This is a genomic window from Kitasatospora sp. NPDC048194 (assembly GCF_043202455.1).
Classification (GTDB): Bacteria; Actinomycetota; Actinomycetes; order Streptomycetales; family Streptomycetaceae; genus Kitasatospora.
Genome location: NZ_JBIDAK010000029.1, coordinates 41,027 through 62,407, shown reverse-complemented (window position 1 = coordinate 62,407; position 21,381 = coordinate 41,027). Strand labels below are relative to the sequence as shown.

At 72.3% G+C, this 21,381-nt stretch carries 24 protein-coding genes; 16 read left to right on the top strand and 8 right to left on the bottom strand.

Features of this window, described 5'->3' with window-relative positions; all coding sequences use genetic code 11:
* Positions 1 to 89 precede the first annotated feature (89 nt).
* The 11 genes from ACGF07_RS28100 (at position 90) to era (ending at position 7,894) form a co-directional block, all read left to right on the top strand.
* Positions 90 to 785, top strand: a complete 696-nt coding sequence (locus ACGF07_RS28100) for an RDD family protein (RefSeq protein ID WP_392903150.1) — start codon at positions 90 to 92, stop codon at positions 783 to 785.
* Positions 786 to 863: 78 nt separating this feature from the next.
* On the top strand, positions 864 to 1,217 hold the full coding sequence (locus ACGF07_RS28095; protein ID WP_392903194.1) for a histidine triad nucleotide-binding protein: 354 nt from the start codon (positions 864 to 866) through the stop codon (positions 1,215 to 1,217).
* Between the two features lie 5 nt (positions 1,218 to 1,222).
* Positions 1,223 to 2,146, top strand: coding sequence for a ribonuclease Z (locus tag ACGF07_RS28090; RefSeq protein WP_350741405.1), 924 nt, complete (start codon positions 1,223 to 1,225; stop codon positions 2,144 to 2,146).
* A 219-nt stretch (positions 2,147 to 2,365) separates the two neighbouring features.
* Positions 2,366 to 3,490: a PhoH family protein gene (locus tag ACGF07_RS28085; RefSeq protein WP_392903147.1), complete on the top strand. Its 1,125-nt coding sequence runs from the start codon at positions 2,366 to 2,368 to the stop codon at positions 3,488 to 3,490.
* A gap of 14 nt (positions 3,491 to 3,504) precedes the next feature.
* Positions 3,505 to 3,999: an rRNA maturation RNase YbeY gene (gene ybeY, locus ACGF07_RS28080; RefSeq protein ID WP_350741403.1), complete on the top strand. Its 495-nt coding sequence runs from the start codon at positions 3,505 to 3,507 to the stop codon at positions 3,997 to 3,999.
* Positions 4,000 to 4,018: 19 nt separating this feature from the next.
* Positions 4,019 to 5,344, top strand: a complete 1,326-nt coding sequence (locus tag ACGF07_RS28075) for a hemolysin family protein (RefSeq protein ID WP_350741401.1) — start codon at positions 4,019 to 4,021, stop codon at positions 5,342 to 5,344.
* Between the two features lie 54 nt (positions 5,345 to 5,398).
* Entirely contained in the window at positions 5,399 to 5,635 is a 237-nt protein-coding gene (locus ACGF07_RS28070; RefSeq protein ID WP_392903143.1) for a hypothetical protein, read from the top strand.
* A gap of 52 nt (positions 5,636 to 5,687) precedes the next feature.
* Entirely contained in the window at positions 5,688 to 6,236 is a 549-nt protein-coding gene (locus tag ACGF07_RS28065; protein ID WP_392903141.1) for a DUF4383 domain-containing protein, read from the top strand.
* Positions 6,237 to 6,264: 28 nt separating this feature from the next.
* Complete coding sequence (locus ACGF07_RS28060) at positions 6,265 to 6,618, top strand: cytidine deaminase (protein WP_392903138.1); 354 nt, start codon at positions 6,265 to 6,267, stop codon at positions 6,616 to 6,618.
* Between the two features lie 129 nt (positions 6,619 to 6,747).
* Positions 6,748 to 6,906 (top strand): hypothetical protein, encoded by a 159-nt coding sequence (locus ACGF07_RS28055; RefSeq protein ID WP_392903135.1) that lies wholly within the window; start codon positions 6,748 to 6,750, stop codon positions 6,904 to 6,906.
* Between the two features lie 58 nt (positions 6,907 to 6,964).
* On the top strand, positions 6,965 to 7,894 hold the full coding sequence (gene era, locus ACGF07_RS28050; protein WP_350741391.1) for a GTPase Era: 930 nt from the start codon (positions 6,965 to 6,967) through the stop codon (positions 7,892 to 7,894).
* A 144-nt stretch (positions 7,895 to 8,038) separates the two neighbouring features.
* Here era and ACGF07_RS28045 read toward each other — a convergent pair whose 3' ends face one another.
* Positions 8,039 to 8,305: a protealysin inhibitor emfourin gene (locus tag ACGF07_RS28045; protein ID WP_350749078.1), complete on the bottom strand. Its 267-nt coding sequence runs from the start codon at positions 8,303 to 8,305 to the stop codon at positions 8,039 to 8,041.
* A gap of 106 nt (positions 8,306 to 8,411) precedes the next feature.
* Positions 8,412 to 9,434, bottom strand: a complete 1,023-nt coding sequence (locus ACGF07_RS28040; protein WP_392903131.1) for a M4 family metallopeptidase — start codon at positions 9,432 to 9,434, stop codon at positions 8,412 to 8,414.
* 333 nt (positions 9,435 to 9,767) lie between these two features.
* On the opposite strand from ACGF07_RS28040, the gene leuA reads away from it, so the two are divergent.
* The 4 genes from leuA to ACGF07_RS28020 all read left to right on the top strand — a co-directional run bounded on the left by leuA (position 9,768) and on the right by ACGF07_RS28020 (position 14,311).
* The gene (leuA, locus tag ACGF07_RS28035; RefSeq protein WP_392903128.1) at positions 9,768 to 11,564 is read left to right on the top strand and encodes a 2-isopropylmalate synthase; all 1,797 of its coding nucleotides are present in this window, start codon (positions 9,768 to 9,770) and stop codon (positions 11,562 to 11,564) included.
* A gap of 235 nt (positions 11,565 to 11,799) precedes the next feature.
* Entirely contained in the window at positions 11,800 to 12,471 is a 672-nt protein-coding gene (locus tag ACGF07_RS28030; protein WP_350749069.1) for a TerB family tellurite resistance protein, read from the top strand.
* 255 nt (positions 12,472 to 12,726) lie between these two features.
* Entirely contained in the window at positions 12,727 to 13,473 is a 747-nt protein-coding gene (recO, locus tag ACGF07_RS28025; RefSeq protein WP_350749066.1) for a DNA repair protein RecO, read from the top strand.
* A 4-nt stretch (positions 13,474 to 13,477) separates the two neighbouring features.
* Positions 13,478 to 14,311 (top strand): isoprenyl transferase, encoded by an 834-nt coding sequence (locus ACGF07_RS28020; protein ID WP_350749063.1) that lies wholly within the window; start codon positions 13,478 to 13,480, stop codon positions 14,309 to 14,311.
* A 189-nt stretch (positions 14,312 to 14,500) separates the two neighbouring features.
* On the opposite strand, the gene ACGF07_RS28015 is transcribed toward ACGF07_RS28020, so the two are convergent.
* Genes ACGF07_RS28015 through ACGF07_RS28000 form a run of 4 tightly spaced genes read right to left on the bottom strand, consistent with a single transcriptional unit; the run spans position 14,501 to position 17,767 of the window.
* Positions 14,501 to 14,911, bottom strand: a complete 411-nt coding sequence (locus ACGF07_RS28015; RefSeq protein ID WP_350746150.1) for a Fur family transcriptional regulator — start codon at positions 14,909 to 14,911, stop codon at positions 14,501 to 14,503.
* 35 nt (positions 14,912 to 14,946) lie between these two features.
* On the bottom strand, positions 14,947 to 15,957 hold the full coding sequence (locus tag ACGF07_RS28010) for a metal ABC transporter permease (protein ID WP_392903123.1): 1,011 nt from the start codon (positions 15,955 to 15,957) through the stop codon (positions 14,947 to 14,949).
* The gene (locus ACGF07_RS28005; RefSeq protein ID WP_350746145.1) at positions 15,954 to 16,718 is read right to left on the bottom strand and encodes a metal ABC transporter ATP-binding protein; all 765 of its coding nucleotides are present in this window, start codon (positions 16,716 to 16,718) and stop codon (positions 15,954 to 15,956) included. The genes ACGF07_RS28010 and ACGF07_RS28005 overlap by 4 nt, the downstream gene beginning before the upstream one ends.
* Positions 16,719 to 16,732: 14 nt before the next feature.
* Positions 16,733 to 17,767: a metal ABC transporter substrate-binding protein gene (locus ACGF07_RS28000; RefSeq protein ID WP_392903121.1), complete on the bottom strand. Its 1,035-nt coding sequence runs from the start codon at positions 17,765 to 17,767 to the stop codon at positions 16,733 to 16,735.
* Positions 17,768 to 17,949: 182 nt separating this feature from the next.
* On the opposite strand from ACGF07_RS28000, the gene ACGF07_RS27995 reads away from it, so the two are divergent.
* Positions 17,950 to 19,332 carry a glycine--tRNA ligase gene (locus tag ACGF07_RS27995; RefSeq protein WP_350746140.1) on the top strand — a complete coding sequence of 461 codons (1,383 nt, stop codon included), beginning with the start codon at positions 17,950 to 17,952 and terminating at the stop codon, positions 19,330 to 19,332.
* A gap of 137 nt (positions 19,333 to 19,469) precedes the next feature.
* On the opposite strand, the gene ACGF07_RS27990 is transcribed toward ACGF07_RS27995, so the two are convergent.
* Both ACGF07_RS27990 and ACGF07_RS27985 read right to left on the bottom strand, forming a co-directional pair.
* Positions 19,470 to 20,555, bottom strand: a complete 1,086-nt coding sequence (locus ACGF07_RS27990; protein WP_392903118.1) for a hypothetical protein — start codon at positions 20,553 to 20,555, stop codon at positions 19,470 to 19,472.
* Positions 20,556 to 20,720: 165 nt separating this feature from the next.
* Positions 20,721 to 21,299: an NADAR family protein gene (locus tag ACGF07_RS27985; protein ID WP_350746134.1), complete on the bottom strand. Its 579-nt coding sequence runs from the start codon at positions 21,297 to 21,299 to the stop codon at positions 20,721 to 20,723.
* Positions 21,300 to 21,381: the final 82 nt, after the last annotated feature.

Below are 21,381 nucleotides of genomic sequence, written 5' to 3'. Positions count from 1 at the left end.
CGGGCGTGGGTAGGATGCGGGGCTGTTCTTGATCACGGTCGTGTCGATGGCGTGATCACGGTCCTGACGGACAGCTCACGGGGGAGCACATGGCACAGGGTCATCCGCCGCCGCAGTACCCGCAGAACGGCTACGCGCAGCCGCCGCAGCCGCTGCAGCCGCCGCAGCGGTACGGCCACGGGCCCGACCCGGACGCCCGGGGGCCCTACGCCCAGCCGTACGGCCAGCAGCCGCCGCGGCCGTACGGGCAGCCGCCGCAGCCGTACGGGCAGCAGCCCTACCCGCACCCGCCGACCGTGCTGCCGCCGTGCCCGAAGGAGGCCGGCGGCGGGCGGCGCTTCCTGGCGACCGTGCTCGACTTCGTCCTCGCCGTGGGCCTCGGCTTCGCCGCCGCCAGGGCCGTGGACGCGGCGGGCCGCCCGAAGCCGGTCGCGCACGCGGCCGGCCACGCCGTCCGGCACGGCAGCGGCCCGGTGGTGCCGTACTTCGTGACGCTGCTGGTCGCCGGCCTGCTCGCCTCGTTCCTCAACCAGGTGGTGCTCGCCCGGCTCACCGGGTTCAGCGTGGGCAAGGGGATCCTGGCGATGCGGGTGGTGCGCCGCAAGGGCGTCATGCGCCCGAACACCTGGCGGCTCACCCGGCGCTGGCTGCTGGGCTTCGTCTACCTGGCGGTGATGTTCCTGTCGGAGGACTTCGAGGTGTCCGAGGGGGACGTCGTCGGCATGCGCTCGGTGCGCCGGAAGCACCTGCGGGAGTACCGGCGGGCGGTCGCGCCGCTCGGCTAGGCTGCGCCCGTACGGCCCGTGAGGCCGTGATCCACGACCCGACGCGACGTGATCCACGACCAACCCGAGGAGAAGCCGATGGCCGGCGAGCCGCAGCCCGACTGCCTGTTCTGCAAGATCGTGGCGGGCGAGATCCCGGCGACCGTGGTGCGCAAGACGGAGCGCACCCTCGCCTTCCGCGACATCGCCCCCAAGGCCCCCGTGCACGTCCTGGTCATCCCGCACGCCCACTACCCGAACGCCGCCGCCCTGGCCGCCGCCGAGCCGCAGACCGCCGGCGAACTGCTCGCCGAGGCGGGCGCGGTGGCCCGGGACGAGGGCATCGAGGACTACCGGCTGATCTTCAACACCGGGGCCGGCGCCGGGCAGACCGTCTTCCACGCCCACGTCCACGTGCTGGGCGGCACCCGCATGACCGAGAGCATGGTCTGACCTACGTGTCCCAGCGCGAACTCGTCGTCCTCGGCACCGCCAGCCAGGTGCCCACCCGGCACCGCAACCACAACGGCTACCTGCTCCGCTGGGACGGCGAGGGCCTGCTGTTCGACCCCGGCGAGGGCACCCAGCGGCAGATGCTGCACGCCGGGGTCTCGGCCACCCAGATCACCCGGATCGCCGTGACCCACTTCCACGGCGACCACTGCCTGGGCCTCGCCGGGGTGATCCAGCGGATCAACCTCGACCGCGTCCCGCACCCGGTGGACGTCTACTTCCCGGCCTCCGGGGAGGTGTACTTCGAGCGGCTGCGGCACGCCACCGCCTACCACGAGACGGCGGTGCTGCGCCCCCGGCCGATCGACGAGCCGGGCCCGCTGCCCGCCCCCGGGGCCCGCTTCGCGCTGGACGCCGTCCGGCTGGACCACCCGGTGGAGTCCTTCGGCTACCGGCTGGCCGAGCCGGACGGCCGCCGCCTGGTCCCGGAGCGCCTCGCCGAACTGGGGATCTTCGGCCCGGCGGTGGGCCGGCTGCAGCACGAGGGCGCGATCGAGGCGGACGGCCGGCGGGTCACCCTGGACGAGGTCAGCGAGCCCCGGCCGGGCCAGCGGTTCGCCTTCGTGATGGACACCCGGCTCTGCGAGGGCGTGCACCGGCTCGCCGAGGGCGCCGACCTGCTGGTGGTCGAGGCCACCTTCACGGACGCCGACGCCCGCCTCGCCGAGGAGCACGGGCACCTCACCGCGGGCCAGGCCGCCAAGGTCGCCGCCGAGGCGGGGGTGCGCACCCTGGTGCTGACCCACTTCTCCCAGCGCTACCCGGACCTCGGCCAGCACCTGGCCGACGCCCGTAAGCACTTCGACGGGGAACTGGTGCTCGCCGCCGACCTCGCCCGGGTGCCCGTTCCGGCCCGCCGTCACCCGTGAACGGCGCGCGGGCCCGGCGGCCGCGCCCGTGCGGGGCGCAGCGGCCGCGTCCGTCCCGGACGAAAAGGGTTCGCGTCCTTCCCCGATCTGCCGCAGCATCGTGCGGGTGCGGCCCCGCCGCCCGCCGCAGCGATCACGCTCGCGGCGTACCCTGGTGCCCCGGAGACCGAGCGGCACACGACACCACGGATGGGATGAGGCAGGCCCCAGCGCCGACCTATGAGTGACACATCGCAGACCCGTACCGACGGACAGTCGCGCCCCGAACCGGCCGAGGACGGCCGCGTGAGCGCCCGGATCGTCATCCCCGAGAAGCACCCGATGGTCACCCTGCTCGGGACGGCGGACTCGCTGCTGCGGGTGATCGAACGGGGCTTCCCCGACGCCGACATCCACGTGCGCGGCAACGAGGTGACCGCCACCGGTGGGCGGGCCGAGGTCGCCCTCGTGCAGAAGCTCTTCAACGAGATGATGCTGGTGCTGCGCACCGGCCAGCCCCTGACGGAGGACGCCGTGGAGCGCTCCATCGCCATGCTTCGCGAGGAGGACCCGGACGGCCCGGCGCCGTCCGAGGTGTTCACCGCGAACATCCTGTCCAACCGGGGCCGCACGATCCGCCCCAAGACCCTCAACCAGCAGCGCTACGTCGACGCGATCGACAAGCACACGATCGTCTTCGGCCTCGGCCCGGCCGGCACCGGCAAGACCTACCTGGCGATGGCCAAGGCCGTCCAGGCGCTGCAGGCCAAGGAGGTCAACCGGATCATCCTGACCCGCCCGGCGGTGGAGGCGGGGGAGCGGCTGGGCTTCCTGCCCGGCACCCTCTACGAGAAGATCGACCCGTACCTGCGCCCCCTGTACGACGCGCTGCACGACATGATGGACCCGGACTCCATCCCGCGCCTGATGGCGGCCGGCACCATCGAGGTCGCCCCGCTCGCGTACATGCGCGGCCGCACCCTCAACGACGCCTTCATCATCCTGGACGAGGCCCAGAACACCTCGCCCGAGCAGATGAAGATGTTCCTCACCCGCCTCGGGTTCAACTCCCGGGTGGTGGTCACCGGCGACACCAGCCAGATCGACCTCCCGGGCGGCACCAGGAGCGGTCTCAAGGTCGTCCAGGAGATCCTGGCCGACGTGCCGGACATCCACTTCTCCGTCCTCACCAGCACCGACGTGGTCCGCCACAAGCTGGTCGGCCGGATCGTGGACGCGTACGAGCGCTGGGACGCCCGGCAGGAGGCCGAGCAGGCCCCGGCCGGCCGCAAGCCCGCGCAGCGGCGCGTCGGCAAGACGACAGCAGCCCGCGCCCCCCGACAGTCCCATCGCACCGAAAGCTGAGCACACAGCCCGTCATGTCGATCGACATCGCCAACGAGTCCGGTTGGGACGCCGATGAGGAAGCCATCCTCGACGTCGCCCGCTTCGCCCTGGACAAGATGCGGATCCACCCGCAGTCCGAACTGTCCGTGATCCTGGTGGACAGTGCGGCGATGGAGGAGCTGCACATCCAGTGGATGGACCTGCCCGGTCCGACCGACGTGATGTCGTTCCCGATGGACGAGCTGCGTCCCGGCAAGGAGGGCGACGAGCTGCCGCAGGGCCTGCTCGGCGACATCGTGCTCTGCCCCGAGGTCGCCGAGCAGCAGGGCAAGGCGGCCCCCTCCAAGCACTCGATGGACGAGGAGCTGCAGCTGCTGACCGTCCACGGCGTGCTGCACGTCCTCGGCTACGACCACGAGGAGCCGGAGGAAGAGGAGGAGATGTTCGCCCTCCAGAAGCGCATCCTGGACGACTGGCGGGCGACTCGCGGCCTCGGCGGCCTCTCCCCGGCCCCCACCACCCACTGAGCACGGAGCCCGAACCCCTGTGAGTGGTGAGAGTACGAGCTTCATCCTCGGCGCCGTGGCCCTGGTCGTGCTGGGCTGGCTGGCCGCGTGCGCCGAGGCGGGCATCTCCCGGGTCTCCCGGTTCCGGGCGGAGGAGGCGGTGCGCAACGGCCGGCGCGGCTCCGCGCGGCTGCTGACCGTCGCCTCCGACCCGATCCGCTACCTCAACCTGGCGACCCTGATCCGGGTGGCCAGCGAGATGGCGGCGGCCGTCCTGGTCACCGCGGTGAGCGTGCGCAACATCCACCCGACCTGGCAGGCCGTGCTGCTGTCGTTCGGCGTGATGGTGCTGGTGTCGTTCGTCGCGGTGGGCGTCTCGCCGCGCACGATCGGGCGCCAGCACCCGATCTCCACCACGACCGCGGCCTCCTTCGTGCTGCTGCCGCTGGCCGCGGTGCTCGGCCCGATCCCGCGGCTGCTGATCCTGCTCGGCAACGCCCTGACCCCGGGCAAGGGCTACCGCGAGGGGCCGTTCGCCTCGGAGGCGGAGCTGCGGGCCCTGGTCGACCTCGCCGAGAAGGACGACCTGATCGAGGACGAGGAGCGCCGGATGGTGCACTCCGTCTTCGAGCTGGGCGACACCATCGTGCGCGAGGTGATGGTGCCCCGCACCGACCTGGTGATGATCGAGCGGCACAAGACCGTCCGGCAGGCGCTCACCCTGGCGCTGCGCTCGGGTTTCTCGCGGATCCCGGTGGTCGGCGACAACGAGGACGACGTGGTGGGCATCGTCTACCTCAAGGACCTGGTGCGCCGCACCCACATCAACCGGGAGGCGGAGGCCGAGGAGGTCGGCGCGGTGATGCGCCCGGCCGTCTTCGTGCCCGACTCCAAGCCGGCCGGCGACCTGCTGCGCGAGATGCAGCAGCGCCGCTCGCACGTCGCGATCGTGATCGACGAGTACGGCGGCACGGCCGGCCTGGTCACCATCGAGGACATCCTGGAGGAGATCGTCGGCGAGATCACCGACGAGTACGACCGGGAGATCGCGCCGATCGAGGACCTCGGTGACGGCTCGTACCGGATCACCGCCCGCCTCCTGGTGGAGGACCTGGGCGAGCTGTTCGGCATCGAGCTGGAGGACGAGGACGTCGAGACCGTCGGCGGCCTGCTGGCCAAGCACCTCGGCCGGGTGCCGATCCCCGGTTCCTCGTGCGAGATCCCGCTGCCCGACACCGAGGACACCGGTCTGACCGGCATCCTGCTGACCGCGGAGTCCTCGGCCGGGCGGCGCAACCGGATCGGCTCGATGGTCGCCTCGCCGGTGCGCAAGACGGCGGAGACCGCGGAGCCGGTCGGCGAGTAGCGCGCGCCGCCCGGCGAGTAGCGGCCCGGGGGCGGCGGGGCGACCATGGAGGGCATGACGCACAAACTTCGGGCGGAGTACGGCCCGCAGGGGGCGGCCGGCGGGGCCAGGGTCTGGCACGTGGTGCGGGACGAGGACCCGGCGACGGCGCTCTGCGGCCGCACCATGCCCGACGACGCCGAGACGCGGCCCGAGCAGGACTGGGGCACCGGGCTGCGCTGCTGCCAGCAGTGCGGCTCGCTCTACATGCACGAGGTGCCGCACATGCAGGGGAGCCATCCGTACAGCTGACGCGGGCAACTCGTCCGGCGCGGGGAACCCTCGCCGAGCTCTGGAGGTCACCATGAAGCTGCAAGACGGACTGCCGACCGTCGATCGCCGACTCGCGCTGGTGTGGCGGGTCGGGGCGGCACTGGGGGGGATCTTCCTGATCGTGTTCGGAAGCCTGGGGCTGGCCGACCACCCCGGGTTCCTGGACACCGGCGCCGACCGGGTCGCCGGGTTGTCGACCAACGGGGCGCTGGCCATCCTGTCCATCGTGGCGGGTGCGATCCTGCTGCTCGGGGCCGTGATCGGCGGGAACTTCGCGTCCAACCTCAACATGGTGGTCGGCCTGCTGTTCGTCCTCTCCGGCTTCTACGGACTGACGGTGCTCGGGCGGCCGGACGCCAACATCCTCAACTTCCGGATGTCGAACGTGCTGTTCGCCTTCATCTTCGGGATCATCGTGACGACCTTCGGCATGTACGGCCGGGTGAGCGGCCACCTGCCGCACGACAACCCGTTCTGGCGCCGGCGGATCGAGCGCGAGGAGCCGCTGCCCTCCGGTCCGAAGACCTTCGTCAAGGTCATCAACCCCAACCGCGGGCGGACCCACCCGGTCGGCCACTGAGCCGGAGCGGGTGCCTATGCTCGGCGGCATGAGTGACATCGTCGAGCTCGACCCCGAGAACAAGAAGATCATCACCCTGGCCCGCTCGGCCCGCGCCCGCAACGGCGTCCCCGAGGGGGCCGCGGTGCGTGACGAGACCGGCCGCACCTACGTGGCCGGGACGGTCGCGCTGGAGTCGCTGCGGCTGAGCGCCCTGCAGACGGCGGTGGCGATGGCGGTGGCCAGCGGCGCGAAGTCGCTGGAGGCGGCCGCCGTGGTGAGCGAGGCCGAGCAGCCGGCCGAGGCCGACCTGGCCGCGGTGCGGGACCTCGGCGGGGCCGGGACGCCGGTGCTGCTGGCCGGCCCGGACGGCGTGCTGCGGGTGTCGGTCGAGGCCCGCTGAGTCCTCCTCGGGCCCGCGGGGGCGTGCTGGGGCGTGCTGCGGCGACCGTCGGCCGCACTGTGGGCGACACCCCCATGTGTTCAGCCGATAATCTCACCGGGGAGGGCATTCCGGTGAGGGGGCTGGGGCATGGGGGCGTTGGCGTTCATCGCCGGACTGCTGCTGTTCGTGATGGGGATGGGCAAGTGGCAGGAGACCGGCTCCCCCGCCTGGCTCTGGGGTTCGATCGGCTTCCTGGTGCTGCTGGTGGTGTTCTCGCTGACCGGGCGTGGCGGTGACCGGGGCTGAGCGGGGTGCGCACCGGGCCCGGACGGCGCCGCTCCGGTGATCAGGGAGAATGGAGCCCATGAATGCCCCTTCCTCCTCGTACCGCTCCGGGTTCGCGTGCTTCGTCGGCCGCCCCAACGCGGGCAAGTCGACCCTGACCAACGCCCTGGTGGGGACGAAGGTCGCGATCACCTCCGACCGCCCGCAGACCACCCGGCACACCGTGCGCGGCATCGTGCACCGCCCGGACGCCCAGCTCGTGCTGGTCGACACCCCCGGCCTGCACAAGCCGCGCACCCTGCTCGGCGAGCGCCTCAACGACCTGGTGCGCACCACCTGGGCCGAGGTCGACGTGATCGGCTTCTGCCTCCCCGCCGACCAGAAGATCGGCCCCGGCGACAAGTTCATCGCCAAGGAGATCGCCGGGATCAAGAAGACCCCGAAGGTCGCCATCGTCACCAAGACCGACCTGGTCGACTCCAAGCGCCTGGCCGAGCAGCTCATCGCGGTCCAGCAGCTCGGCGTCGAGCTGGGCTTCGAGTGGGCCGAGATCATCCCGGTCTCGGCGGTCGGTGACAAGCAGGTCGAGCTGGCCGCCGACCTGCTCACCAAGCTGCTGCCGGAGGGCGGCCAGCTCTACCCGGAGGGCGACCTCACCGACGAGCCCGAGCAGATCATGGTGGCCGAGCTGATCCGCGAGGCCGCGCTGGAGGGCGTGCGGGACGAACTCCCGCACTCGCTGGCCGTCGTGGTCGAGGAGATGCTGCCGCGCGAGGGCCGCCCGGCGGACCGCCCTCTGCTGGACATCCACGCCAACGTCTACATCGAGCGGCAGAGCCAGAAGGCGATCGTGATCGGCGCCAAGGGCGCCCGGCTCAAGCACGTCGGCAGCACCGCCCGCAAGCACATCGAGGCGCTGCTCGGCACGCCCGTCTACCTGGACCTGCACGTCAAGGTGGCCAAGGACTGGCAGCGCGACCCCAAGCAGCTGCGCAAGCTCGGCTTCTGACGCGAGGTCGGATGGGGGGCTCGCGAGGGCCCCGGAGGAACACCCGCAGGCCCGCCCGGACGTCGTGCGTCCGGGCGGGCCTGCGCCGTCGCCGGCCGGCGGGCGCCGGCGCGCGGGAGGCCCGCACCGGCCCGGTGCGCCGGCTCAGGCGCCCTCGCGCAGCACCAGCGACACCAGTTCGCGCTGCGAGTCGGTGAGCTTGGGGTCGGCGCAGTACACCGTCCGGCTGTCGACGGTGATCTCGTAGTGGAAGCCGTCCGGCACCCCGTACGAGGGGGCGCGCAGCCCGCCCGCGACGGCCTCGCGGGCGAGCGCGTGGACGTGCGGGGCGTCCACCCGGTCGGCGGTGTCGAGCTCCGCGCTGCGGACGATGCCGGCAAGGCCGCCGGTCCGGGTCACCTGGATACGCATGGTGTCCATGGTGCTACCCGGCGGGGGCCGGTGCGGCGCTTTTCCCGGACCGTGACCTTCGGGCCCGCGCCCGGAGGCACGGTCCGCGCCCGCGCCGGTGGTGCGGTCAGCCGGGGCTGATGCCCACCTGGGCCCAGGAGGCCGTCACGGTGTCCGCGACCGAGGAGTCGTCGGGGTAACGGGCCCTGGCGGCGGCCACGGTGGCCCGGGCGAAGGCGGTGAAGTCGGCGTCGGAGGGCAGCCGGCCGCCGGTCAGCGCGTCGTACCAGATCCGGCCGGCGCGGTCCCAGGACCGGCCGCCGAGGGCGGTGGCCAGCAGGTAGAACGCGTGGTTGGGGATGCCGGAGTTGATGTGCACGCCGCCGTTGTCCTCCGAGGTCCGCACGTAGTCCCGCATGTGCGCGGGCTGCATGTCCTTGCCGAGCCGCGGGTCGTCGTAGGCGGTGCCGGGCGCCTTCAGCGAGCGCAGCGCCACGCCCTGGACGCCGGGGGCGAGCAGTCCGGCGCCGATCAACCAGTCGGCGTCGGCGGCGTCCTGGTGCAGCACGTACTGCTTGACCAGCGAACCGAAGACGTCGGAGACCGACTCGTTGAGCGCGCCGGGCTGGTCCCGGTACTCCAGGTTGGCGGTGAACTGGGTGACGCCGTGGGTGAGTTCGTGGCCGATGACGTCGACGCAGGCGGTGAAGTCGCCGAAGACCTCGCCGTCGCCGTCGCCGAAGACCATCCGCCGGCCGTTCCAGAAGGCGTTGTCGTAGTCGTGGCCGTAGTGCACGCTGGCGTCCAGGCGCAGCCCGCGGCCGTCGATCGAGTCGCGGCCGAAGACGTCGGCGTACAGCGCGAAGGTGTCGCCGAGGCCGTCGTAGGCGTGGTTGACGGAGGTGTCGGCGACCGGGGCCCGGCCCTCGGTGCGGGCGGTGCGGCCGGGCAGCCGCTCGCTGTGGCCGCAGTCCGCGATCACCCGGTGGAGGTCCGGGTGCGAGGCGGCGGGCGGGGGAGGGGCCAGGCGGGCCGCGCGGTGCGCGGCGTCGAGGGCGAGGGAGCGGACGGCGGGTTCGTGACCGGCCTCGGCGAGGCGGTCCAGGACGTACGGCGGGACGATCGCGCAGACCGGTACCGATTCGTTCATGTGGCCCAGAGTGACGCTTCGATGACTCTTTGTCACTAGCTCGGACGTGACCAGCCACCGTCTCAAGGGGTGGAACGGAAGCCCGGATCACTTCGGGGGCGCGCGGCGCTGGGTTACGCTGGGGCATCATGCGCAACGGGCTGCTTCTTCTTAGCTGCCGCGTCGAGGGCCTGTAGTCCACAGGGCCGGCTCCCTCGCCGCGGGGAACGAGCTGTGCGCGGAATTCGGCGGTGCGACGGCGCATCGCGAGCGGCAGCAGAGGCCGGCCAGTCGGTGTTGATCCCTCCCGACCCGCCCGCACCACGCACCCACAGGAAGCCGAGAGTTTTCTCCATGACCGAGCAGACCTCCGCCGCGTCCGTCCCCGCCGCTCGCGCCTTCGTCGACCGGCCCACCCCGATCACCGCCTCCACCGTCCGCCAGCAGCCCTCGGGCATGCGGTACGGGCGCTACCTGCCGTTCGGCACCGTCGACCTGCCGGACCGCACCTGGCCGGAGAAGGTCATCACCAAGGCGCCGCGCTGGCTCTCGACCGACCTGCGGGACGGCAACCAGGCGCTGATCGACCCGATGTCCCCGGCCCGCAAGCGCAAGATGTTCGACCTGCTGGTGCGGATGGGCTTCAAGGAGATCGAGGTCGGCTTCCCGTCCTCCGGCGCCACCGACCACGCCTTCGTGCGCTCGCTGATCGAGGAGGGGGCGATCCCGGAGGACGTCACCATCTCGGTGCTGACCCAGGCCCGCGAGGAACTGATCGAGAAGACCGTGGAGTCGCTGGTGGGCGCCCCGCGGGCGACCGTCCACCTGTACAACGCGACCGCGCCGCTGTTCCGCCGGGTGGTGTTCCGCAACGACAAGGCGGCCACCAAGGCGATCGCCGTCGACGGCACCCGGCTGGTGATGGAGTACGCGGAGAAGCTGCTGGGCGAGGACACCGTCTTCGGCTACCAGTACTCGCCGGAGATCTTCGTCGACACCGAGCTGGACTTCGCGCTGGAGGTCTGCGAGGCGGTGATGGACGTCTGGCAGCCCGGCGAGGGCCGCGAGATCATCCTGAACCTGCCGGCCACCATCGAGCGGGCCACCCCGAACGTCCAGGCCGACCAGTTCGAGTGGATGTCGCGCCACCTGTCCCGCCGGGAGTTCGTCTGCCTGTCCGTGCACCCGCACAACGACCGCGGCACGGCCGTGGCCTCCGCCGAACTGGCCTACATGGCCGGCGCGGACCGGATCGAGGGGTGCCTGTTCGGGCAGGGCGAGCGGACCGGCAACGTCGACCTGGTGACGCTGGGGATGAACCTGTTCTCGCAGGGCATCGACCCGCAGATCGACTTCTCCGACATCGACGAGGTGCGCCGCACCGCCGAGTACTGCAACCAGATGGAGGTGCACCCGCGCCACCCGTACGCCGGTGACCTGGTGTACACCTCCTTCTCCGGCTCGCACCAGGACGCCATCAAGAAGGGCTTCGACGCCCTGGAGGCCGACGCGAAGGCGGCCGGGGTGCCGGTGCAGGAGCACACCTGGGGCGTGCCGTACCTGCCGATCGACCCGAAGGACGTCGGCCGCACCTACGAGGCGGTCATCCGGGTCAACAGCCAGTCCGGCAAGGGCGGCGTGGCGTACGTCCTGAAGAACGACCACAAGCTGGACCTGCCGCGCCGGATGCAGATCGAGTTCTCCCGGATCATCCAGGCCAAGACCGACGCCGAGGGCGGCGAGGTCACCCCGGCCGAGATCTGGCGGGTCTTCGAGGACGAGTACCTGCCCACCCCGGCCAACCCGTGGGGCCGGCTGTCGCTGACCGGCTCGCGCACCCTGACCACCGAGGACGGCCGGGACGCGCTGACCGCCGAGGCCGTGGTGGACGGCGTGACGGTGACGCTGAACGGCACCGGCAACGGCCCGGTCTCGGCCTTCGCGGACGCGCTGGCGCGGATCGGCGTGGACGTCCGCGTGCTGGACTACGCCGAGCACGCCCTGAGCGAGGGCGGCGACGCCCAGGCGGCCGCGTACGTGGAGTGCGCGGTGGACGGCAAGGTGCTGTGGGGCGTGGGCATCGACGGCAACACCGTGCTGGCCTCGCTGAAGGCGATGATCAGCGCCGTCAACCGCTCGCAGCGCGGTTAATTCGTACGGGTGGTACCCGAAGGGCCGTCCCGTGGGGCGGCCCTTCGTCCGCGCCCCCGCTGTGGCCTGCGCCACATTTTTTCGGGTCCCGAGCCGTTCGAGGTACTGACACGTGCCGGTAACCATGGCAACATCGATCCACCGGAAAGCCGGGTCGATGGGACGGCCTCGGTGTCCGGTCGCGTGACCTGCCCATAGTTGTGCAGGCCGCCTGCCATGTCTGGGGAGTGGCGCCGTGACCAGGTTGTGGGGTGTCCGCCCGCGGTGGCGGACTGACGTTCTCGGTGACTTCTTCTGCCCCGGCTGCGGCGGGGACCGCAACTACCGCCGCCAGCACGGCCGGCGGTGGCTGAGGCTCCTCGGCGCCCCGGTGCTCCCGCTCGGACCGGTGATCGGCAGCGTGCAGTGCACCGGCTGCCACGGCCGGTACGGCGTCGAGGCCCTCGAGCAGCCGACCAGCGTCCGCCTCGGCGGCATGCTGCGGGACGGCCAGTACACCGTCGCGCTGGCCCTGCTCGCGGCCGGCGGCACCGCCCACCGGGCGGCCCGCGAGGCGGCCTGCGCCACGGTGCGCGAGGCCGGCTTCGAGGACTGCGGCGAGGCCCAGGTGCTGGCCGCGCTCGCCGCGCTGTCCGGGCTCGGCGGCGAGCTCCACGACGCCCACGGCATGGCCGGCGGCCTCACCGTGGAGCTGCACGCGGTGCTCGAACCGCTCGCCCCGCACCTGGCCCGCGAGGGCCGGGAGCGCCTGCTGCTGCAGGGCGCCGCGATCGCCCTGGCCGACGGGCGGTACCTGCCGCAGGAGCGCGAGGCGCTGGCCGCGGTCGGACGCTGCCTGGACCTGCCGCAGTCCCGGGTCACCGCGCTGCTGGAGGCGGCGACCCGGGCGCCGTACGAGAACCTGTAGCGCCCCGGGCACCCGCCGCGCCTGCCGGCCCCCGCCGAGAAGGCTTTCCGAATCCCCCACAAACGGGCCCGACCCCGCCCCCCGGCCCCCGGCCGGGTGGCGCCCCCCCACCCGGGCCCGCCGTGACCCGCACCGCAGTGGTCCTCCCCCACGGCCCCGGTGCGGGCAACACGGCTGCCCGGCACCGGGCGCTGCGTCCGGCCCCGGCGAGCGGGGGAGACCGGCGGCCCCCGCGACTGGGGGAGAATGGACCCCATGAGTCTTTTCCGGGACGACGGCGTCGTGTTGCGGGCGCAGAAGCTCGGCGAGGCCGATCGGATCATCACCCTGCTGACCCGCCAGCACGGCAAGGTACGGGCGGTGGCGCGCGGGGTGCGCAAGACCAAGTCCAAGTTCGGCGCCCGCCTGGAACCGTTCTCCCACGTGGACGTGCAGTTCTTCAGCCGGGGGAGCGAGCTGGTCGGGCGCGGTCTGCCGCTGTGCACCCAGGTGGAGACCATCGCCCCGTACGGCGGTTCGATCGTCACCGACTACGGCCGCTACACCGCCGGTACGGCGATGCTGGAGACCGCCGAGCGCTTCGCCGAGAACGAGGGCGAGCCGGCCGTGCAGCAGTACCTGCTGCTGGTGGGCGGCCTGCGCACGCTGGCGGCCGGGCTGCACGAGTCGCACCTGGTGCTGGACGCCTTCCTGCTGCGCTCGCTCGCGGTGAACGGCTACGGCGCGAGCTTCACGGACTGCGCCAAGTGCGGCCTGGAGGGGCCGAACCGTTTCTTCTCCCTCCCGGCGGGCGGGGTGCTCTGCGCGGACTGCCGAGTGCCCGGATGTGCCGTACCCTCCCCTGAGACACTGGTACTGCTCGGGGCGCTGCTGTCGGGGGACTGGCCGACGGCCGACGCCTGTGAGCCGCGGTACTGGCGGGAGGGCAGCGGCCTGGTCGCGGCCTATCTGCAGTGGCACCTGGAGCGGGGCATCCGCTCGATGAGATACGTGGAGAAGTGAGCACATGGCAGCGCGACGGCTCTTCGGCGGTGGCAAGCAACGGGAGTACGTTCCCCCGGCCCCGCACCCCAGCGGCGCACGGCCCCCGAAACTCCCCGGCGAGCTGGTGCCCAACCACGTCGCCATCGTGATGGACGGCAACGGCCGTTGGGCCAAGGAGCGCGGACTGCCGCGCACCGAGGGCCACAAGGTCGGCGAGTCCGTCGTGCTCGACGTCCTCAGGGGGGCGATCGAGCTCGGCGTCAAGAACATCTCGCTGTACGCGTTCTCCACCGAGAACTGGAAGCGCTCGCCCGACGAGGTGAAGTTCCTGATGAACTTCAACCGGGACGTCATCCGCCGCCGCCGCGACGAGATGGACGCGATGGGCGTGCGGATCCGCTGGGCGGGCCGGATGCCCAAGCTCTGGAAGAGCGTCGTGCAGGAACTGCAGGTCGCCGAGGAGCAGACCAAGGGCAACGACGCGGTGACGCTCTACATGTGCGTCAACTACGGTGGCCGGGCCGAGCTGGCGGACGCGGCGCAGGCGATCGCCCAGGACGTCGCGGCCGGCAGGCTGGACCCGAAGAAGGTCAACGAGAAGACCCTGGCCCGGTACATGTACCACCCGGACATGCCGGACGTGGACCTCTTCCTGCGCCCCAGCGGCGAGCAGCGCACCTCCAACTTCCTGCTCTGGCAGTCTGCTTACGCCGAGCTGGTGTTCCAGGACGTGCTCTGGCCGGACTTCGACCGCCGCGACCTGTGGCGCGCCTGCGAGCAGTTCGCGATGCGCGACCGGCGCTTCGGCGGGGCGATCCCGAACGAGGTCACCACGGGGCTGCCCACCCAGCGTTGACGCCGCTGCGCCGGTGCTCGCCGCGCCGCGGCGCACGAGCACCGGCGTTCGTGCGCCGGCGTCCGCTGCACCGGCGTCGGCGCACCGGCGCCGTGAACGGCGCAGGGCCCGCGGGGACGATCCCGCGGGCCCTGCGCCGTTCTTTCGCCGTGGCGTCGTCCGTACGGGCTGCCCCCGCACGGGCCGCCGTCAGGCCTTCTTCGCGCACTCCGCGCAGGTGCCGAAGATCTCCAGGGTGTGCGCGATGTCGCTGAACCCGTGCTCGGAGGCGACGGAGTTGGCCCAGCGCTCCACCGCGGGGCCCTCCACCTCGACGGTCGCGCCGCAGTGCCGGCAGACCAGGTGGTGGTGGTGCCCGCTGCTGCACCGGCGGTAGACGGCTTCGCCGTCGGCGGTGCGCAGCACGTCCACCTCACCGGCGTCGGCGAGCGACTGGAGCGTGCGGTACACCGTGGTGAGACCGACGGAGTCCCCGCGGTGCTTGAGCAGGTCGTGGAGCTCCTGCGCGCTGCGGAAGTCCGCGATCTCGTCCAGGGCCGCCGATACGGCGGCACGCTGCCGGGTCGATCGGGCGCGCGGCGACGGGCCTGCGGTGGTCACCGTGGGTCCTCCTGGGGTCGTGGGCGTCTCGCACCTCATTGTGCCAGTCCGGCCCGTCGCTCCGGAGTGCCCGCGTCGGAGGGGGTGTTTTCGGCGGTCAGGTCGGGCATCCGGTCCCGGGTCCGGCCGCCGCTCCGGTCCGCCGCCCGGTCGACCGTCCGGTCGCGGGTCGGGCCGGGGATCCGCACGTCGCAGACCGTCGGCCCGCGGGCGGCGTCACCGCGGCGGCGGTGGCGCCGCCGGGCCAGCGGTGCGGCGATCACGCTGAACACCGCGAAGACCGCGATGGCGAGCAGCACGATGGCGGGGCCGGACGGCACGTCGAGCTGGTAGGAGCCGGTGACGCCGGCCAGCGAGACCCCCACGCCGAGCGCGACGGCGGCGGCCTGGGTGGCGGCGAAGGAGCGGGTGAGCTGCTGGGCGGCGACCACCGGAACCACCATCAGGGCGCTGACCAGCAGCAGTCCGACCACCCGCATGGCGACGGTGACGGTGACGGCGGCCATCACCGCGAGCAGCAGGTTCAGGGTGCGCACCGGCAGGCCGGTGACCCGGGCGAAGTCCTCGTCCTGGCAGATCGCGAAGAGCTGGCGGCGCAGGCCGACGGTGACCGCGATGACGACCGCGCCGAGCACCGCGATGGCGCTGAGGTCCGCGGGGGCGACGGTCAGGATCGAGCCCCACAGGTAGCTCTCCAGCGAGCCGGCCCCGGCCTGGGCGGAGAGCGAGACGAGCAGCTTGCCGCAGGCCATGCCGCCGTAGAAGAGCATCGCCAGGGCGATGTCGCCGCGCTGGTTGCCGCGCGAGCGCACCAGCTCCATGGTGACCGCGCCGAGCACGCAGACCAGCACGGCCATCCAGACCGGGCTGGTCTGGAAGACGAAGCCGAGGCCGACCCCGGTCATCGCGACGTGGCCCATGCCGTCGCCCATCAGGGCCTGGCGGCGCTGCACCAGGTAGATGCCGACGGCGGGGGCGGTGATCCCGACCAGCACGGCGGCGAGCAGGGCGCGCTGCATGAAGTCGTAGGAGAGCATCTCGGTCATGCGAGCAGCCTCGGCGGGGTGAGGTCGGCGTGCGGGTGGACGTGGTCGTGGCCGGGCAGGGCGTGCAGGCCGGTGTTGGGCACGGGCGGCCCGTCGTGGGCGACGCAGCCGTCCCGCAGCACCACGACGCGGTCGATCAGCGGCTCCAGCGGCCCGAGTTCGTGCAGGACGAGGAGGACGGAGGCGCGGCGGGCGACCTCCCCGCGCAGGATGTCGGCGAGCACCTGCTGGCTGGCCGCGTCCACGCCGGCCATCGGCTCGTCCATGATCAGCAGGTCGGGCCGGCCGACCAGGGCGCGGGCGATCAGCACCCGCTGCTGCTGGCCGCCGGACAGGTCGGCGACGCCGTCCCCGGCCCGCTCCAGCATGCCGACGGCGGCCAGCGTGCGGTCCACCGCGTGGCGGTCGGCGCGCCGGAAGGGCAGCAGCCGGTGCTGCGGCAGCCGGCCGGTGGAGACCACCTCGCGCACCGTCGCCGGGACGCCGGAGGCGGCGGTGGTGCGCTGGGGGACGTACCCGATCCGGTGCCAGGCACGGAAGGAGGCGTACGGCGTGCCGAACAGCTCCAGGGCGCCCTGCTCCAGGGGCACCGCGCCGGTCACGACCTTGACGGTGGTGGACTTGCCGGAGCCGTTGGCGCCGAGCAGCGCGACGACCTCGCCGGGTTCGACGGTGAGGTCGACGCCGCGCAGCACCGGTCGGCCGCCGCGGGAGGCGACGGCGTTCCGCAGGCGGACGGCCGGGGGCATCGGATCGGTCATGGTGCCGCCTCCTGTCAGCTGGTCGCGGTCGCGGTCGCGGTCGCGGTCGCGGTGGCGCCGGTGGTCGCGTCGGTGGTCGCGGTGGCGCCGAGGGCGGCCTGGAGGTTGGCCAGGTTCTGCTTCATGACGGTGAGGTAGTCGTCCTTGGACGGGTCCTTGACGCCCTCCAGCGGGTCCAGCACGGCGGTCTTCAGGCCGAGGTCCTTGGCGACGGTCTCGGCGAGCTTGGGGCTGACCAGGGTCTCGAAGAAGACGGTGGTGACGCCGTTGTCCTTGGCGGCCTTCTGCACCTCGGCGAGGCGGGCCGGGGTCGGCTCGGACTCGGGGTCGACGCCGTTGACGGCGACCTGGGTCAGGCCGTAGTGGTCGGCGAGGTAGCCGAAGGCGGCGTGGCTGGTGACGAAGGTCCTGGTCCTGGTGGACTTCAGCCCGTTGGCGAAGTCCTGGTCCAGCGCGGTGAGCTTGGTGACCAGCTCGTCGGTGTTCTTCCGGTAGTCCTCGGCGTGGGAGGGGTCGGCCTTGGCGAACTCGTCGCCGACGCTCCTGGCGATCGCGGCGTAGCGGGTCGGGTCGAGCCAGACGTGCGGGTCACCGGCCGGACCCTCGCTCTGGTGGCCGTCCCCGGAGGTCTCGGCGTCGAGGTGGTGGTCGACCAGCGGGCTGACGGCGGTGGCATCGACCTTGTGCTTGCTGGAGGACTGGCCGACGGCCTGGTCGACGGTGGGCTGCAGGCCCTTGAGGTAGAGGATCGCGTCGGCCTTCTGGACGGTCGCCACCTGCTTGGCGGTGAGCTCCAGGTCGTGCGGCTCGACGCCGGGCGCGGTGAGGTCGGTGACCGAGACGTGGTCCTTGCCGATCTGCTGGGCCAGGAACTCCATCGGGTAGAAGGACGCGACGACGTTCAGCTTGCCGTCCGTGCCCTCGGCGCTGCTGCTGCCGCCGCAGGCCGTCAGGGCGAGGGAGGCGGTCAGGGCGGCGGCGGCCAGGGCCGCGGTGCGGCGGGCACGGAGGGTGCGACGGCGAGACTGTCCGATCATCATGAAAATCATTCTCAACTTATTTGGGAATGATTGTCAACTCACTCCGACGGGTGAACGGCGGGTGGCCGGGAGCGGGGGCCGGCGGACGATACCGATTTGAACCCCGTACCCATCAGGCCGGTAACCTGAGGTATTCGGGTACGCGCAACCAGCCGTGCCCTGACCGTGCCGTACGTACTGAAGAGAGCACTGTGGCCGCCGACAAGATCGACACGATCGTCAGCCTGAGCAAGCGCCGTGGCTTCGTCTACCCCTGCAGCGAGATCTACGGCGGCACGCGTGCCGCCTGGGACTACGGGCCGCTGGGTGTCGAGCTCAAGGAGAACATCAAGCGCCAGTGGTGGCGCGCGATGGTGCAGGCCCGTGAGGATGTCGTCGGACTCGACTCGTCGGTGATCCTCGCCCGTGAGGTCTGGGAGGCCTCCGGCCACGTCGCCACCTTCAACGACCCGCTGACCGAGTGCCTCTCCTGCCACAAGCGCCACCGGGCGGACCACCTGGAGGAGAAGTACGAGGCCAAGCACGGCTTCCCGCCGCCGAACGGCCTCAAGGACGTCAACTGCCCCGACTGCGGCACCAAGGGCCAGTTCACCGAGCCCAAGGACTTCTCGGGCATGCTGAAGACCCACCTCGGCGTCACCGAGGAGGCCAGCGGCCTGGCGTACCTGCGCCCCGAGACCGCCCAGGGCATCTTCACCAACTTCAAGGCCGTCCAGACCACTTCGCGCAAGAAGCCGCCGTTCGGCATCGCCCAGACCGGCAAGAGCTTCCGCAACGAGATCACGCCCGGCAACTTCATCTTCCGCACCCGCGAGTTCGAGCAGATGGAGATGGAGTTCTTCGTCAAGCCGGGCGAGGACGAGCAGTGGCACGAGTACTGGCTCCAGCAGCGCTGGGACTGGTACGTCGACCTCGGTCTGCGCACCGAGAACATGCGCTTCTTCGAGCACCCGAAGGAGAAGCTGTCCCACTACGCCAAGCGCACCGTGGACATCGAGTACCGCTTCAACTTCGGCGGCTCCGAGTTCTCCGAGCTCGAGGGCATCGCCAACCGCACCGACTACGACCTGACGGTGCACAGCAACGCCTCCGGCCAGGACCTGAAGTACTACGACCAGGAGAGCGGCGAGCGGTACTTCCCGTACGTCATCGAGCCGGCGGCCGGCCTCAACCGCGCCATGCTGGCCTTCCTGATCGACGCCTACTTCGAGGACGAGGCGCCGAACGCCAAGGGCGTCATGGAGAAGCGCGTCGGCATGCGGCTCGACCCGCGCCTGGCCCCGGTCAAGGTCGCCGTCCTGCCGCTGTCCCGCAACGCCGAGCTCTCCCCGAAGGCCCGCGGCCTGGCCGCCGACCTGCGCACCGCGTGGAACGTCGAGTTCGACGACGCCGGGGCGATCGGCAAGCGCTACCGCCGCCAGGACGAGATCGGCACGCCGTTCTGCGTCACGGTCGACTTCGACACCCTCGAGGACAACGCGGTGACCGTCCGCGACCGCGACAGCATGTCGCAGGAGCGCGTGTCGCTCGACCAGGTCAAGGCCTACCTGGGCGCGCGGCTCATCGGCTGCTAGTCCGGTCCTGCCGGCTCGGGGAGCCCCCGTCCGCCCTGGTCTCCGGGGCGGACGGGGGCTTCCTGCTGCGCGGGGAGCGGACAGCGGGGAGACGCGAGGGTGCCGCCTGCCGCAGGCCGCCTGCCGTACCGACCGTCCTACCGCCGGCCCCAGCGGGAGCGGGGGGTGGCGGGCGGCGCGGTCGGAAGGCCGGCGGTGCGGAGGGCGGCGAGGGTGGTCCGGTGGCGGCCCCCGTCGGCGAGCAGGGCGCCCAGCAGGTGGCCGTAGAGGTCCGGGGCGTCGGCCAGGGCCGCGGCCAGGCGGACCACTTCGGCGGGCGGCCGCAGGGCCGCCAACTCGGTCAGCAGGAGGGCGGCGAGCGCGGCCGGGAGTTCGACGACGAGGTCGGCGAGGTCGGCGGTGGGACGGCCGGCGGCCTGGCGGAGCAGGGTGCGGACGTCGCCGGAGCGGCCGCACTGCTGGAGGCAGGCCGCGAGGGCGGTCAGTTCGGCGGTCGGGGCGGAGCCCCACTCCCAGAGCAGGGTCGCACCGTCCGCGTGCAGCCCGGCCCGCTCCAGTGCGGCGAGGAGGTCCGGTACCGCGGCCGCCGGATAGGCCCAGAAGGCGTGGAACAGTTCCGCCGCCTCCTCGCCCAGCCCCAGTTCGCGCAGCTCCGCCAGTACCGCGACGGCGTGGTCCGGGGCGCTGCGGGCGCTGCACCCGGCGAGGTGCAGCGAGGCACCGGTCGGGCCGCGCTGGGCGAGCATGCCGACCAGGAGGGCGGTGTCGGCGGGTTCGAGGTGGGCGGCGGCCCGGTTCAGCAGTTCCTCGGCCTCGGGGACGGAGCCGCCGCGGTGGAGGGCCGTGATCCGCTCGGTGAGGCCGCCCAGGTCGGGCCTGGCGGGCGGTGGTGGCGGCGGGGCCTGCCACGCCTGTGGCGCCGGTTCCTCCGGGGAGGCTTGCCGGCGTCTGAGTCGAATCTCCAACGCCTCCAGCTCATCGCTCAGTCGGAGGCAACGGGCGCCCAGGCCGGCGCGGAGGGTGCGCACCTGGGCGAGCTGCCGCAGCAGGTCCCCGTCCGGACGCCGACGGCCCGGGGCCGCCCGTATCGCCTCGTTCAGCCGCCGTTCGCGTTGGCTCGCGTAACGGCTCGCTCGGAGTAACTCGTCCAGCTCGGCCCGGAGTTCGGCGGCCCCGAGCTCGTCCTCCGGCTGCTGCCCCGTGGATCCTTCCGTCGACCGCATGCGCATGATCGCCCCAACCCGTCCATCCAGACCCTGATTGCGGGACATCCTCGCGTCGTTATGTGGCTGGGGAGTTAAGGGAGCACGACCAGTCGTGTGCGAGTGGTGTCAAGGGGCGCGCAAGGGGCGGATGTTGTGGAAAGCGCGCCGGTGGGTCTCCGGGCGTCACCGCGCCAGCCGCGCCCGCGCCTCCATCAGGGCGAAGCCGAGCAGGTTCAACCCCCGCCACTCCACCGGCCGTTCGGCACGGACGTCGTCCGCGGCCAGCCCGATGCCCCAGATCCGGTCCAGCGGACTGGCCTCGACCAGGACGCGGCCGCCGGTGCCCAGCAGGTAGGCGCGCAACGCCTCGTCCTGGCTGAACTTCGCGACGTTGCCCTCGACCACCAGGTCGAACCGTCCGGCCGCCCACACCTGGTCGTCGAAGCCCCTGACCAGTCGGCCCAGCTTCTTCGCCTCGGCGGGCGTGCGGGCCGCGAGGATGCGCTGCTCGACGGCCTCGTCGCCGAACATCCGGGCCTTGCCGGCCATCATCCAGTGCTCGGCGGACGGGTACGCCACCCCGTCGACGGTGAACCGGCAGGGCCACCACTGGCTCAGGCACTCCTGGTTCGTCCCACCGCCCTTGCGCGGGGTGTGGCCCCAGAACATCACCCACTTCGGCTGCGCCCCGGCGGCCATCAGGGCGGCCAGGTCCTCGCGGTTGCGGACGTCGGCGAGCTCCCCCGCGTACTGATCACTCATATCGTCATTCTGACACGAAGCCCGGTGGCGGCCCACCGGATTTCGGGTGGGGCCGCCGGTGAGCCGGTGCGATGATCGGCGG

What these genes read in the sequence shown, in the direction of transcription:
- ACGF07_RS28100 (WP_392903150.1), top strand. Translation starts at nt 90, where the DNA reads ATGGCACAGGGTCATCCGCCGCCGCAGTACCCGCAGAACGGCTACGCG.
- ACGF07_RS28095 (WP_392903194.1), top strand. Translation starts at nt 864, where the DNA reads ATGGCCGGCGAGCCGCAGCCCGACTGCCTGTTCTGCAAGATCGTGGCG.
- ACGF07_RS28085 (WP_392903147.1), top strand. Translation starts at nt 2,366, where the DNA reads ATGAGTGACACATCGCAGACCCGTACCGACGGACAGTCGCGCCCCGAA.
- ybeY (WP_350741403.1), top strand. Translation starts at nt 3,505, where the DNA reads ATGTCGATCGACATCGCCAACGAGTCCGGTTGGGACGCCGATGAGGAA.
- ACGF07_RS28070 (WP_392903143.1), top strand. Translation starts at nt 5,399, where the DNA reads ATGACGCACAAACTTCGGGCGGAGTACGGCCCGCAGGGGGCGGCCGGC.
- ACGF07_RS28065 (WP_392903141.1), top strand. Translation starts at nt 5,688, where the DNA reads ATGAAGCTGCAAGACGGACTGCCGACCGTCGATCGCCGACTCGCGCTG.
- ACGF07_RS28060 (WP_392903138.1), top strand. Translation starts at nt 6,265, where the DNA reads ATGAGTGACATCGTCGAGCTCGACCCCGAGAACAAGAAGATCATCACC.
- ACGF07_RS28055 (WP_392903135.1), top strand. Translation starts at nt 6,748, where the DNA reads ATGGGGGCGTTGGCGTTCATCGCCGGACTGCTGCTGTTCGTGATGGGG.
- era (WP_350741391.1), top strand. Translation starts at nt 6,965, where the DNA reads ATGAATGCCCCTTCCTCCTCGTACCGCTCCGGGTTCGCGTGCTTCGTC.
- ACGF07_RS28045 (WP_350749078.1), bottom strand. Translation starts at nt 8,305, where the DNA reads ATGCGTATCCAGGTGACCCGGACCGGCGGCCTTGCCGGCATCGTCCGC.
- ACGF07_RS28040 (WP_392903131.1), bottom strand. Translation starts at nt 9,434, where the DNA reads ATGAACGAATCGGTACCGGTCTGCGCGATCGTCCCGCCGTACGTCCTG.
- leuA (WP_392903128.1), top strand. Translation starts at nt 9,768, where the DNA reads ATGACCGAGCAGACCTCCGCCGCGTCCGTCCCCGCCGCTCGCGCCTTC.
- recO (WP_350749066.1), top strand. Translation starts at nt 12,727, where the DNA reads ATGAGTCTTTTCCGGGACGACGGCGTCGTGTTGCGGGCGCAGAAGCTC.
- ACGF07_RS28020 (WP_350749063.1), top strand. Translation starts at nt 13,478, where the DNA reads ATGGCAGCGCGACGGCTCTTCGGCGGTGGCAAGCAACGGGAGTACGTT.
- ACGF07_RS28010 (WP_392903123.1), bottom strand. Translation starts at nt 15,957, where the DNA reads ATGACCGAGATGCTCTCCTACGACTTCATGCAGCGCGCCCTGCTCGCC.
- ACGF07_RS28005 (WP_350746145.1), bottom strand. Translation starts at nt 16,718, where the DNA reads ATGACCGATCCGATGCCCCCGGCCGTCCGCCTGCGGAACGCCGTCGCC.
- ACGF07_RS28000 (WP_392903121.1), bottom strand. Translation starts at nt 17,767, where the DNA reads ATGATTTTCATGATGATCGGACAGTCTCGCCGTCGCACCCTCCGTGCC.
- ACGF07_RS27990 (WP_392903118.1), bottom strand. Translation starts at nt 20,555, where the DNA reads ATGCGGTCGACGGAAGGATCCACGGGGCAGCAGCCGGAGGACGAGCTC.
- ACGF07_RS27985 (WP_350746134.1), bottom strand. Translation starts at nt 21,299, where the DNA reads ATGAGTGATCAGTACGCGGGGGAGCTCGCCGACGTCCGCAACCGCGAG.